14 protein-coding genes are annotated in these 12,389 nt (G+C 60.9%); 8 read left to right on the forward strand and 6 right to left on the reverse strand.

What is annotated here, in order from left to right; all coding sequences use genetic code 11:
* Positions 1-18 precede the first annotated feature (18 nt).
* Positions 19-693 (reverse strand): Crp/Fnr family transcriptional regulator, encoded by a 675-nt coding sequence (locus QZW03_RS05720; protein ID WP_296509020.1) that lies wholly within the window; start codon positions 691-693, stop codon positions 19-21.
* 153 nt (positions 694-846) lie between these two features.
* Here QZW03_RS05720 and trxB point away from each other — a divergent pair, with 153 nt between their 5' ends.
* The 3 genes from trxB to rpmG all read left to right on the forward strand — a co-directional run bounded on the left by trxB (position 847) and on the right by rpmG (position 2,410).
* Positions 847-1,800, forward strand: coding sequence for a thioredoxin-disulfide reductase (gene trxB, locus QZW03_RS05725; protein ID WP_296509021.1), 954 nt, complete (start codon positions 847-849; stop codon positions 1,798-1,800).
* Positions 1,801-1,994: 194 nt separating this feature from the next.
* Positions 1,995-2,228 carry a 50S ribosomal protein L28 gene (gene rpmB / locus QZW03_RS05730; RefSeq protein ID WP_296509022.1) on the forward strand — a complete coding sequence of 78 codons (234 nt, stop codon included), beginning with the start codon at positions 1,995-1,997 and terminating at the stop codon, positions 2,226-2,228.
* A gap of 11 nt (positions 2,229-2,239) precedes the next feature.
* Positions 2,240-2,410, forward strand: coding sequence for a 50S ribosomal protein L33 (rpmG, locus tag QZW03_RS05735; RefSeq protein ID WP_087496788.1), 171 nt, complete (start codon positions 2,240-2,242; stop codon positions 2,408-2,410).
* A gap of 243 nt (positions 2,411-2,653) precedes the next feature.
* Here the strand turns inward: rpmG and QZW03_RS05740 are convergent, their stop codons facing one another.
* Both QZW03_RS05740 and QZW03_RS05745 read right to left on the reverse strand, forming a co-directional pair.
* The gene (locus QZW03_RS05740) at positions 2,654-3,868 is read right to left on the reverse strand and encodes a fatty acid desaturase (RefSeq protein WP_296509023.1); all 1,215 of its coding nucleotides are present in this window, start codon (positions 3,866-3,868) and stop codon (positions 2,654-2,656) included.
* Positions 3,869-4,018: 150 nt separating this feature from the next.
* Positions 4,019-5,290: an RsmB/NOP family class I SAM-dependent RNA methyltransferase gene (locus QZW03_RS05745; protein WP_296509024.1), complete on the reverse strand. Its 1,272-nt coding sequence runs from the start codon at positions 5,288-5,290 to the stop codon at positions 4,019-4,021.
* A 16-nt stretch (positions 5,291-5,306) separates the two neighbouring features.
* On the opposite strand from QZW03_RS05745, the gene QZW03_RS05750 reads away from it, so the two are divergent.
* On the forward strand, positions 5,307-5,558 hold the full coding sequence (locus QZW03_RS05750) for a DUF1653 domain-containing protein (RefSeq protein WP_296509025.1): 252 nt from the start codon (positions 5,307-5,309) through the stop codon (positions 5,556-5,558).
* A 43-nt stretch (positions 5,559-5,601) separates the two neighbouring features.
* On the opposite strand, the gene QZW03_RS05755 is transcribed toward QZW03_RS05750, so the two are convergent.
* Together QZW03_RS05755 and QZW03_RS05760 are read right to left on the reverse strand one after the other, a co-directional pair.
* Entirely contained in the window at positions 5,602-6,726 is a 1,125-nt protein-coding gene (locus QZW03_RS05755; RefSeq protein WP_296509026.1) for an ATP-binding protein, read from the reverse strand.
* A complete protein-coding gene (locus tag QZW03_RS05760) occupies positions 6,714-7,454 on the reverse strand; it encodes a response regulator transcription factor (RefSeq protein ID WP_296509027.1) in 741 nt (246 codons plus the stop codon). The genes QZW03_RS05755 and QZW03_RS05760 overlap by 13 nt, the downstream gene beginning before the upstream one ends.
* Positions 7,455-7,677: 223 nt before the next feature.
* On the opposite strand from QZW03_RS05760, the gene QZW03_RS05765 reads away from it, so the two are divergent.
* Complete coding sequence (locus tag QZW03_RS05765) at positions 7,678-8,583, forward strand: EF-hand domain-containing protein (protein WP_296509028.1); 906 nt, start codon at positions 7,678-7,680, stop codon at positions 8,581-8,583.
* 37 nt (positions 8,584-8,620) lie between these two features.
* On the opposite strand, the gene purN is transcribed toward QZW03_RS05765, so the two are convergent.
* Positions 8,621-9,214 carry a phosphoribosylglycinamide formyltransferase gene (purN, locus tag QZW03_RS05770; protein WP_296509029.1) on the reverse strand — a complete coding sequence of 198 codons (594 nt, stop codon included), beginning with the start codon at positions 9,212-9,214 and terminating at the stop codon, positions 8,621-8,623.
* A gap of 13 nt (positions 9,215-9,227) precedes the next feature.
* Here purN and QZW03_RS05775 point away from each other — a divergent pair, with 13 nt between their 5' ends.
* The 3 genes from QZW03_RS05775 to QZW03_RS05785 all read left to right on the forward strand — a co-directional run bounded on the left by QZW03_RS05775 (position 9,228) and on the right by QZW03_RS05785 (position 12,324).
* Positions 9,228-9,893 (forward strand): YceH family protein, encoded by a 666-nt coding sequence (locus tag QZW03_RS05775; protein WP_296509030.1) that lies wholly within the window; start codon positions 9,228-9,230, stop codon positions 9,891-9,893.
* A gap of 85 nt (positions 9,894-9,978) precedes the next feature.
* The gene (locus QZW03_RS05780) at positions 9,979-11,196 is read left to right on the forward strand and encodes an acyl-CoA dehydrogenase family protein (RefSeq protein WP_296509031.1); all 1,218 of its coding nucleotides are present in this window, start codon (positions 9,979-9,981) and stop codon (positions 11,194-11,196) included.
* 12 nt (positions 11,197-11,208) lie between these two features.
* Complete coding sequence (locus QZW03_RS05785) at positions 11,209-12,324, forward strand: acyl-CoA dehydrogenase family protein (RefSeq protein WP_296509032.1); 1,116 nt, start codon at positions 11,209-11,211, stop codon at positions 12,322-12,324.
* Positions 12,325-12,389 lie beyond the last annotated feature (65 nt).

Raw genomic sequence — 12,389 nt, forward strand, 5'->3', positions numbered from 1 at the left:
GTGGCGGCGCCGACGCTATCAGCGGGGTTTGGAGCGCCGCTCCCAGACACGGATGCCGCCATCCTTGTTGGTTTGGATAAAGCCCTGATCCTCAAAATCTTTCATGACACGGCTCACCATCTCGCGGGAAGCGCCCACCATTTTGGACAGGTCAGAGCGGGACACTTTCTCGCGGATCAGCATTTCGCCTTTTTCCACCGGCTCAGCCATATCGAGCAGCACATTGGCCACACGCCCATACACACCCATCAGTGCGAGGGAGACGATTTTCTGGTCGGCAGTCCGTAAACGCTGCACCAAGCCCCGCATGACTGCAGACATGATGGCTAGGTTGGCGCTCACGGAGCGGGTGAAATCCTCGCGCCCGAGCACCAGCACATCCATTTGTGTGTCGGCTTGTACCGTGGCGGAATGGGCCTCGTTGTCGATCAGGCTCATCTCACCGATGTAGTCGCCGGCTTTCAGCGTTGCAAGGATCACCTCCTTGCCCTTGCTATCGGTTTTCACGACATGGGCTCTGCCAGACAAAATCAGATACAAGGCGTTAGAAGTCTCGCCTTGCTGGACCACGTCGTGTCCCTTTTTGATCTTGAGCTTCGTCACATTTGCCGCGAGATCCCCGACTTGCTCCGGCGTCAGGTTGGCAAAAAGAGGGACCCGACGGATTAAATCCTGGTTGCTCAACATTGCCATTGATGGGGGCTCCTGCTTACTTATGGGTGACTTCTTACAATCGGGGGCTCGGCCATCTGGGCTTGCAGATCCCGTCACAGCAACCATATAGAGTCACTGTGGTGCCGAACTGTACACGGCCCGGCCCCTGATTTCATAGTAGAAGGTTACAACATGTCCAACACCAAACATGCCAAGGTATTGATCCTCGGTTCCGGCCCTGCGGGATACACCGCTGCGGTGTACGCAGCGCGCGCCAACCTGAACCCGGTGCTGGTTACCGGAATTGCCCAAGGCGGGCAACTCATGACCACCACGGAAGTCGACAACTGGCCTGCAGACGTAAACGGAGTGCAAGGACCCGAGCTGATGCAACGCTTCCAGGAACACGCCGAGCGCTTCAAGACAGAGATCATTTTTGATCACATCAACGCCGTCGACCTGAACCAGCGCCCTTTCACCCTCAAAGGTGACACGGACTCCTACACCTGCGACTCACTCATCATTGCCACCGGGGCATCTGCCAAATACTTGGGCCTGCCGTCCGAATCGGCATTCATGGGGCGCGGCGTTTCAGGCTGCGCTACCTGTGACGGATTCTTCTACCGCAACGAAGTCTGCTGCGTGGTCGGTGGCGGCAATACGGCAGTAGAAGAAGCGCTGTACCTCTCCAACATCGCCAGCAAGGTGTATCTGGTGCACCGTCGCGACAAGTTCAAGGCTGAGCCCATCCTGGTGGACAAGCTCATGGACAAAGTGGCCGCTGGCAAAATTGAACTTAAGACCTTCCAGACCCTGGAAGAGGTTCTGGGCGACGCATCCGGCGTTACCGGCATCAGGCTCAAAAGTGTGCACGACGGCTCCACGGAAGACCTGGCCTTGAAAGGCTGCTTCATCGCGATCGGCCACGCACCGAATACCGATATTTTCCAAGGCCAGCTCACCCTGGAAAATGGCTACATCGTCACCAACGGCGGCCTCAAGGGCTTTGCCACCCAAACCAGTATCCCCGGTGTGTTCGCTGCAGGCGATGTGCAAGATCACGTTTACCGCCAAGCCATCACCAGCGCGGGCACCGGCTGCATGGCCGCGCTCGACGCACAGCGCTTTCTCGAACAGCAGGAATAAGGCTGCAAGACCGCGAAATGCGGAACCGGCTATAATCTGAGGCTTTGCTGAATTCGCCCCGTGAGGGGCCGCCCTCTACCGAGGGGTTCAGCAGTTTCCGTTGAGGTAATCGACGGGGGGTTACCGCCACCCTTTTTCTTGGCGAGGTGAGGTCTGTGCAGTCTTGTGCAGGCCGTATCAATCGGAGTGTCCACATGGCACGCGTATGTGAAGTAACGGGCAAAGGCCCAATGACTGGGAATAATGTTTCCCACGCCAACAACAAAACCAAGCGCCGGTTCCTGCCGAACCTGCAATACCGCCGTTTCTGGGTCGAGACTGAAAACCGTTGGGTTCGCCTGCGGATTTCGAATGCAGGTTTGCGCCTGATCGACAAAAAAGGTATCGATGTTGTGCTCGCAGACTTGCGCGCACGTGGCCAGGCATAAGGAGCAACACCATGGCAACCAAAGGCGGACGCGAAAAAATCAAGCTGGAATCTACAGCTGGCACCGGTCACTTCTACACGACCGACAAGAACAAGAAGACCATGCCCGAGAAAATGTTGATCAAGAAATTTGATCCCGTTGCTCGCAAGCACGTCGACTACAAGGAAATCAAGCTGAAGTGATTCATGCTTGCCTTGTAAAAAAGCCCGCCTAGTGCGGGCTTTTTTACGTCTGGCGTTTCACATGCCTCCCAGCCTGAGAAGAGGTGATGGGTACGCCGGTTTTGCGCAGGTCAAGGAGGAGCCCGAAGGGCGGGGGACACGGAGCAAGGCGGGTGTACCTATCACCGCTGCCGCCGATACGCAGAAACACTCAGGCGCAAAAAAGCCCGCACTAGGCGGGCTTTTCATTGGAGAGCGTCTTGCTTACACGCGTGCAGCGCGCAGCTTCATGGAGAAGTCACGCAAAGCAGCAATACCGCTCTCTTCAGCACGGTGGCACCACGCTTGCAAATCCTTGGTTAACTGCTCACGGGATACGCTGGTGTTCAGCCACAGCTGGCGCAACTCTTCGCGCATGGTGACCATTTTGTCCAAGACAGGAGAAGCAGCACGGGCTTGCGCCAATTGCGATGCCTCTGCGGCAGGAACCTTTTCCACATCACGGTGCATCCAACGCTTGGCTGCCCGGATCACTGCGGCATCTGCGCTGCGCGACTTCATGGTTTCGAGCTCAACGCGGGCTGCCTGGCGCACGCCGTTGGCATACGCTGCCATGATTTCATAGCGGTTGGCGATCAGCGCTTCCAGAGTCTTTTCGTCTGCCACGGGGCGCACATCACCGTAAGCCGCCTTGGGAGGCGTCTTCTTGACTTTGGCCAAGCCGAACGCGCTCATGATGCAGATGTACATCCAGCCGATATCAAACTCGTAAGGCTTCACAGAAAGCTTGGCCGATGTCGGGTAGGTGTGGTGGTTGTTGTGCAACTCTTCACCGGCAATGATGATGCCCCAAGGAGAGATATTGGTAGAGGCATCTGCCGCCTCGAAGTTGCGGTATCCCCAGTAGTGGGCCGCGCCGTTAATGATGCCGGCAGCGGTGATAGGTGTCCACGCCATTTGCAAGGCCCAGACCGCCAAACCAGCAGCGCCGAACAAGAAGAGGTCGATGATCATCATCAGGCCCACACCTTGCCAGGAGAAGCGGGTGTAGAGGTTGCGCTCGATCCAATCGTCCGGTGTGCCGTGGCCGAAACGGGCCATGGTTTCCTTGTTCTTGGACTCAGCACGGTACAACTCTGCGCCTTGCAACAGCACGGTTTTGATGCCGTACACATGGGGGCTGTGGGGGTCTTCGGCCTGCTCACATTTGGCGTGGTGCTTGCGGTGAATCGCCGCCCACTCCTTGGTGACCTGACCGGTAGTCAGCCACAACCAGAAACGGAAGAAGTGCGAGGCAATCGGGTGCAAATCCAGCGAACGGTGCGCTTGGTGACGGTGCAAAAAGACCGTCACGCTGATCATGGTGATGTGTGTCAGCGCCAAGGTGAACAAAACAATTTGCCACCAAGCCAGATCCCACGTGCCATGGGCCAGCCATTCAATGGCTGCGTTCAATACTGCCCAGTCAGGTAACAACATAGTTTGCTCAATCTCTCAACGAGGTTTGGTTAGTTATGACGAGGCGACACGACAAGTCGCCCCGTAAGCCCGCTATTTTAGACGCGGCAGCCAATTTTGAGTGATTTAAATCAACACGAAGTTAAAAAACATTAACTTTCGTCAAAACAATCACTTCTTTTGCCAAGCCGCAGCAAAAAAACCATCGGTTGCGTGGCGATGGGGCCACAAACGGAGGTAAAGCTGGCCGTCTTCGCCACCGGCGCACAAGCTTGGTGCCCCTTCAACCTTTTGGGCTGCAAGGATTTCGCCGGCCGGCAAGGGGACGAAATCCGGGTTCGCAGCCGCAAATGCTTCTGCAATGGCTTCGTTCTCTTGCGGCAATACGCTGCAGGTGGCATACACCAGGCGACCGCCGGACTTCACCATCCGAGAGGCGCTTTGCAGAATGGCGGCCTGTTTGACGGCCATCTCCTCCACACCTGTCATAGTCTGACGCCACTTCAGGTCCGGATTACGGCGCAAAGTTCCCAAGCCCGTGCAAGGCGCATCGACCAGCACGCGATCGAGCTTGCCGGTGAGTCGCTTCACGCGGTCATCCCGCTCGTGGGCAATTGCCGCGGGGTGCACATTCGAGAGCCCGCTACGCGCCATGCGCGGCTTAAGCGCATCCAGGCGGTGGGCGGAGGTGTCAAAGGCGTACAAGCGGCCGGTGCTGCGCATGGATGCGCCCAGGGCCAGGGTCTTGCCACCGGCGCCGGCGCAAAAGTCCACCACCATTTCACCGCGCTTGGCGTCAACCAGCATGGCGAGCAGCTGGGAGCCTTCGTCTTGAACCTCAAAGTCACCGCGCAAAAACGCTTCGTTCTTGTTCAAAGCGGGCTTGCCGGCGATACGCAGCCCCCACGGGGAGAACGGCGTAGGCACGGCCTTGATGCCGGCCTGCTGGAGTTCTTTTTGCACGTCAGCGCGTTTGGCTTTGATGGCATTGACCCGCAAATCCAAGCCTGCGCCGAGGTTGAGGTTTTCCACCAAAGGCCAGAAACCGTCGCCCAGCTGGTCTTTCAAGGGTTGCACCAGCCATTCGGGCAGGTTGTGGCGATGGCGCTCCATAAGGTCGTCGGGCTTGACCGCTTCGCATTGGTCGAGCCAGCGCTTCTCCTGGTCGCTCAACGCGCTGCGCAGGAAGTCGCCCGGGCCATAAAAGCCCAGGATGGCGAGCCGGCGCTCTTTGGGGCCGCTACCGGAGGGGGCCAGGTGGTCAAACAGCAGTTTTTTGCGCAAAACGGTATAAACCGTCTCTGCCAGAGTGGCGCGCTCACGCGGCCCCAGGCCACGGTTGTCGCGGAAAAAACGGGAGACGATGGCGTCTGCGGGATGGTCGAATTTGAGTGTGAGCCTGACCAATTCGGAACAGGCGTCAAGCAGAGCTTTTGGATGCATAGCCTAGTATTGTCCCATGTTCGATGAAAAACTACCCCCACTCGTCATTACCCGGCCCGGTCGTTACCGCCATTACAAGGGAGGCCTCTACCAAGTGCTGGACACCGTGCGCCACAGCGAGACCTGTGAGCCCATGACCTTGTACCGTGCGCTTTACGGCGAACAAGGGCTCTGGGTCCGCCCCGCGGCCATGTTTTTAGAAACCGTGGTGATTGAGGGAGTTCCGCAGCCGCGTTTCACCCTCATTGAAGACAAAACAACCCTCTAGCCCATAAAGGATATGCGCGAGCAGCTCCTGATTTCATAGCAAATCAGGCAAGCGGCAACTCCAGCACCGCCTCCAGCCCACCCTCGGGCCGGTTACGCAGATGCATGCTGCCCCCGTGCCGTCGCGCTGTGTCGTGGGCGGCAGCCAGGCCCAGGCCGACACCGCCGGTATGCCGGTTGCGTGAGCCCTCCACTCTGTAAAACGGCTGCAACACCTTGGCTAACTCAGCCTCAGGGATACCGGGGCCATCGTCATGCACCACCACATGCACGACAGCCCCTGCGCACACCACCTGCAAGCGCGCGCCGCCCCCGTAGCGCAAAGCGTTATCGAGCAAATTGCTGATACAGCGGCGCAGGGCCGTGGCTTGCGCGCGGACTGGAGGCACAGCAGGCATGGGCTCCGCCTGAACCGCGAGCCCGCAGTCCTGCTCGTCGTGCACCAGGCTTTGCACCAGGGAGCCCACATCCAGCATGACCCAGGGCTCCGCGTCGGCAGCGCCACACAAATAATCTAGGGTGACGCGGATCATGGTGTCCATTTCCGCAACATCTTTCGCAAAGCGCTGGCGGTCGGCAGCCGCTGACAAGGACTCCGCCCGCAGCGCAATACGCGTCAACGGGGTGCGCAAGTCATGGGAGACGGCGGCTACAAACTGGTCCCGCTCTTCCAACTGGGCGCGGATGCGCTGCTGCATCTGGTTGAACACCAGGGTCGCTTCCCGGCACTCGCGGGTGCCGGTTTCCGGCAACAGCGGGCGGTGAATGTTGTGCCCCAGGTCGCGGGCCGCCGCTGCCAGGCGCTGCACCGGGTCCGACAGCCAGCGGGCGCCGATCCACGCCGCTATCAACAGGGCCGAGAGCCGCACACCGATATCCAGCAACAAGCCCGCCGGTGGCGGCCCCCGAGGCGGCCCCCGAGGCGGTCCGCCAGGTGGTGCCATGAACGGCGGTAAACCGGGCCCGGCTCCGGGGGGCATTGCGGCCTGCATGCCCGGCGGGAACGGTGGCCGCATTTCAAACAGCAAGGTGAGCGCAAGCACATGGCTGCTGATCACCGCCACCACCAGCAACACTGGGAGACGACCGAACAAACTGTCCGGCAGGCACCTAGCGAGGACGGCCTCCACCCGCGCCCGCGCGCCCACGGGCAGGCTCAGGCCCGCCATGCCATGCGCCCTTGCACCGATTGCACGTTGAACATGTAACCCGCGCCCCGCACGGTTTTGATCATGGACGGCTCCTCCGGGTCATCGGCCAGCTTCTGGCGCAGGCGGGACACCAGCAGATCAATGCTGCGCTCAAACGCGTCCATGGCGCGGCCGCGGGCCTGCTCCATCAGCTGGTCACGGCTGAACAGGCGGCGCGGTGTTTGTAAAAAGGTGCTCAGGAGCCGGAACTCGGCGTTGGATAAGGCCACCACCAAGCCGTTGGGCGACATCAAGGTGCGCTCCTCACGGTGCAGTTCCCAGCCATCAAAGCAAACCACATCGCTGCGGGCCAGCGTCGGGGCGGCGTCCTGCGCGCCACGGGCGCGGCGCAGCACCGTGTGGATGCGTGCGGCCAGCTCCCGGGGCTCGAACGGCTTGCCCATGTAGTCGTCCGCGCCATTCTCCAGCCCCATGATGCGGTCAAACGGCGTGGTGCGTGCCGTGAGCATGATCACGGGAATACGGGAGCGCTCGCGAATCTCGCGGGACAAGGTCAAGCCGTCGGTGCCCGGCAGCATGACATCGAGCACCACCAGGTCTACCGGGTGGCGTTCGAGTTGCGCCCGCATGGTGTCGGCGTCACAGGCCGAGTGCACATCGAAGTCAAACCGCACCAGGTAGTCCCCCAGCAGTGCGGTGATTTCAGCGTCGTCGTCAACGATCAAGATGGTGGTTTTGGGAGGCATGGGCAGTCCTTACGGCCGGACCAGTGTAAAAAACCATGCGCCAGCCAAACTCTCAAAATGGCAGGCCACCCCACCGCTTTTCATGCTTTGGAGGCCGCTTGTGTACCAAGCCCGATACAAAGCCGACAAACCGGCGATACCTGCTCTCTCAAGAATCAGGTTGTCGCCCGGTGCCTCCCGTTCCAGGTGGCACATCACCCACCCACCAAGAAAGGAAATGACCATGAGCACCATCAGCGGGGTCAGCAGTTCCAGCAGCGCCTGGGCTGCCGTGAGCGCGCAACGCGCCCAGCACCAGGCGAAGATGTTCGCCAAGGTCGACACCGACAGCAGCGGCGGCGTCGACCAGACCGAACTCAGCACCATGCTGAGCGATATCAGCAGCAAGACCGGCGCCAGCCTGGGTGACGCCAAAGAGCTGTTCACCCAGATGGACGGCAACTCCGACGGCAGCCTGAGTAGCGACGAGTTGGACTCGGGCATGAAAGCCCTGATGCCGCCACCCCCCAGCACCATGGAGTTTGCCCAGTCGTGCGGCATGGGTGGCAGCAATGGCAGCCAGGACGACCTGTTTGCCAAGGTAGACACTGATGGCGATGGCTTCATCAGCAAGGACGAGCTGCAGGTGTTGACCGACAAAATCAAGTCAGATACCGGTCAGGACGTCAGCCAGGACTTCAGCAAGCTTGACACTGACGGCAGTGGCTCTCTGTCGCAAGCCGAGTTCGAGGCCGGTCGTCCCCAGCCGCCTCAAGGCGCGCAATCCAGTGGCGGCACACAGGGTGCGCAAGGTCCGGGCGGGCCTGGGGGCCCGCCGCCCGGAGGTGGGCGCGGGGGTGCCGGAAAAACTGAGTCCAGCAACACCACTTACGACCCTTTGGATACCAACCAGGACGGCACGGTGTCAGAGATGGAGCGCTTGGTGGGTGAAATCCAGAATGCGGTGTCGTCACTGTCCGACAGCAGCAGTGAGGCCGGGTCAGACAGCACATCGGCTAGTTCTGCCTCCGGCACCGACGACAACAAGGCCAGCGCCATGATTGCCAGCCTTGCCAAGCAAATCTATGCACAAGTTGCACAAGGTTTGACCAACGGAAGTAACAGCAGCCTGCTAAGTACAACTGCATAAAAAGTACTGCTAGCCCAATAAAAACAAGGGCTAGTAACTACTTTTTTGATAGCAAACCGGCAATCGCGCGAGGGTAAATCTGGTGCTCCTGGGTGAGCACCCGGGCCGCCAGGCTTGCGGCGGTGTCATCGGGCAGCACCGGCACTACAGCCTGCTGCAGGATGGGGCCGTGGTCCAGCTCCGCGGTCACCAGGTGCACGGTGGCGCCGGCAAACTTGCAGCCGGCATCCAGCGCCCGCTGGTGGGTGTGCAAACCGCCGAACGCGGGCAGCAGCGAAGGATGGATGTTGACCAAGCGCCCGGCATAGTGCTCCACAAAGTCCGGCGTCAGAATCCGCATGAAACCGGCCAGCACCACCAGCACAGGCTCCTGCGGGGTGTGGTAGCGGTCAATCACAGCGGCCAGCGCTGCGTCAAACGCCTCGCGGTCGGCATAGGTTTTGTGGTCCAGCACATGGGTGTCCAGGCCCTGCTCTTTGGCAAACACCAGGCCGCCAGCCGTGCCTTTGTTGCTGACGACAGCGGCCACACGCGCCCCGAAACGGCGGGACCAATCTTCTTTTTGCGATGCGCGGACGATGGCAGCCATGTTGGAGCCGCCGCCTGAGATCAAAATCACGATGTTTTTCATAACTGGCTGAATTATGACCACCCCCCTTTTGCTCTCTGCTGTTGAAGCCCGCGTATTGGCCACCTTGATGGAAAAAGCCCGCACCGTGCCCGACAGCTACCCGCTCACCCTCAACAGCCTGCTGCTCGGCTGCAACCAGAAAACCAGCCGCGAGCCGCTGATGGAGCTGAGCGAGTCCGAAGTCAGCAGCGCGGTCGATACCCTGCGCGAGGCCGGCCTGGTGCACGAAACCACCGGCGGGCGCACCACCAAGTTCACCCACAACGCGCAGCGCGGTATCGGCGTGCCCGAGCAAAGCGCCGTGCTGCTGGGCCTCTTGATGTTGCGCGGCCCGCAGACTGCGGCAGAGCTGCGCCTGAACGCTGAGCGCTGGTACCGTTTTGCCGACACCTCGTCGGTGGAGGCGTTTCTGGACGAGCTGCAGGAGCGCAGCGAAGAAAAAGGCGGTCCGCTGGTCATCAAGCTCGACCGCGCACCCGGCGCGCGCGAACAGCGCTGGGCCCATTTGCTGTGCGGGCCGGTGGACGCCAGCGCCGCTGTAGCCGGCCGCATGGCCGCCCCGGCCAGCGCAGACCTGCAGGCCCGCGTAGTGCAGCTGGAAACCGAAGTCGCCGAGCTGCGCACCACGGTGCAAAGACTGTGCGCGGAACTCGGAATGTCGCAGCCTGGACAAGAATAAAAGAACGGTCGTGCTAAAAAGCACTGTTTGCGCGGCCCTCCACAGGCCGTGCCCACGACCCGAGATATAGACCGAGGAGAACACCATGGATCTGGCATTCACGCCTGAAGAACAAGCCTTCCGCGAGGAGGTGCGCAGCTGGGTGCACACCCATTTGCCACCGGACATCGCCCACAAAGTGCACAACGCGCTGGAACTCACCCGCGAAGACCACCAGCGCTGGGCCAAAATTTTGGGCGCCAAAGGCTGGCTGGGCTTCGGCTGGCCCAAGGAGTTCGGCGGCCCCGGTTGGACGGCCATTCAGAAACATTTGTTTGAAGAAGAGTGCGCCCTCGCCTGTGCGCCCCGCGTGATTCCGTTCGGCCCGGTGATGGTGGCACCGGTCATCATGGCGTTTGGTACGCCCGAGCAGCAGCAGCGCTTTTTGCCCGGCATTGCCAGCGGCGAGGTGTGGTGGAGCCAGGGCTACAGCGAGCCGGGCTCGGGCTCGGACCTGGCCTCGGTCAAAACCCGCGCCGAACTCGTGACATCGGGCCAGGGCGACAAATACATCGTCAACGGCCAAAAGACTTGGACCACGATGGGCCAGTACGGCGAGTGGATTTTTTGCCTGGTGCGAACCAGCAATGAAGGCAAGCCGCAAACCGGTATCAGCTTCTTGCTGATCGACATGAAGAGCCCGGGCGTGACCGTGCGCCCCATCATCATGTTGGACGGCGGCCACGAGGTGAACGAGGTGTTTTTCGACAACGTCGAGGTGCCTGCCGAGAACCTCATCGGCGAAGAAAACAAGGGCTGGACCTACGCCAAGCACCTGCTGAGCCACGAGCGCACCAACATTGCCGACGTGAACCGCAGCAAGCGCGAGCTCGAACGCCTGAAGCAGATTGCCAAGCGCGAAGGCGTGTGGGAAGACAACCGCTTCCGCGACGAGATTGCCAAACTCGAAGTGGACGTGGTGGCGCTGGAGATGATGGTGCTGCGCGTGCTCTCGGCCGAGAAGAGCGGCAAGAACTCGCTCGACATTGCTGGCCTGTTGAAGATTCGCGGCAGCGAGATCCAGCAGCGCTACAGCGAACTCATGATGCTGGCCGCCGGCCCCTTTGCCCTGCCCCTGATCCGCGAGGCCATGGAGGCCGGCTGGCAAGGCGACGCCGCTGCCGGAGCCCTAGGCGGTTTCCCCGGTGGCGAAGTGGGCAACGCGCCTTTGGCCTCTCAGTACTTCAACCTGCGCAAAACCACCATTTACGGCGGCAGCAACGAAGTGCAACGCAACATCGTCTCCCAGGTTGTCCTGGGCTAAGTGGAGAAGAACATGGACTTTGATTTTTCTGACGACCAGGAACAACTTCGCGACGCGGTGCGCAAATACGTCGACAAGGCGTACACCTTCGATCGCCGCCGCTCGGCTGAAAAAGCCGGTGGCTTTGATGCTGCCGCCTACACCGAGCTGGCCGAGCTAGGCCTGACCGGCCTGTATGTGTCCGAAGACGATGGCGGCATGGGCATGGGCCCCATTGAGGGCATGGTGGTCATGGAGGAGCTGGGCCGCGGCATGGTGATGGAGCCGCTGGCCCAGAGCCTGATTGCAGGTGCCGTGCTCGCCGCTTACGCGGACGCGGCCACCCGCGCCGCCTGGCTACCGGGTGTGAGCAGTGGCGAGAAGCTGGTGGTGCTCGCCTACCAGGAGCGCGGCAGCCGCTACGCACTCGACGGAATTGCAGGAAAAGCCCACCAAGCCCCCGGCGGCTACGTGCTGAACGCTACCAAAAGCATAGTAGCCGCCGGCGACAAGGCCGATGCCTACATCGTCTCCGCCAAGGTCAACAGCGTGATGGGCCTGTTTCTGGTGGAGCGTGAATCCGCTGGCGTGAGCGCCCGGGGCTACAACACCCAGGGTGGTGGCCGCGCGGCAGAGCTTGCCTTCAAAAACGCACCTGCCACGCTGATTACCACCCAAGGCTTGGCCGCCTTGGAGCATGCGGTGGACATCGGCATTGCCGCCACCTGCGCCGAGGCCGTGGGTGTGATGGACAAGACGCTGGACATCACCGCCGACTACCTCAATACCCGCAAGCAATTCGGCGTGGCGATCTCCAGCTTTCAGGCCCTGCGCCATCGCATGGCAGACATGAAAATGCAGCTGGAACTGGCCCGCTCCATGAGCTTTTATGCCAGCCTCAAACTCAATAGCCCTGCACCGGAGCGACGCGCGGCCATGGCCCGGGCCAAGTTTCAACTGGGCCAGAGCATGCGCTTTGTGGGCCAACAGGCGGTGCAATTGCATGGTGGTATCGGGGTGACGGACGAATACATCGTCAGCCACTATTTCCGCAAGCTCACAGAGCTCGAAATGACCTTCGGTGACAGCCTGCACCACCTGGCCGAAGTGTCGGCCCGCATGCAGGACACGGCCGGCGTGTTCGCCTGATCGCCTGCTGCAGGTAGCGCAACCGAGTACGCAAGCACCGGCCATTTCCGCTGCTTGCGCCCGGG

The sequence above is a fragment of the Rhodoferax sp. genome, assembly GCF_013297935.1.
Lineage (GTDB): Bacteria > Pseudomonadota > Gammaproteobacteria > Burkholderiales > Burkholderiaceae_C > Allorhodoferax.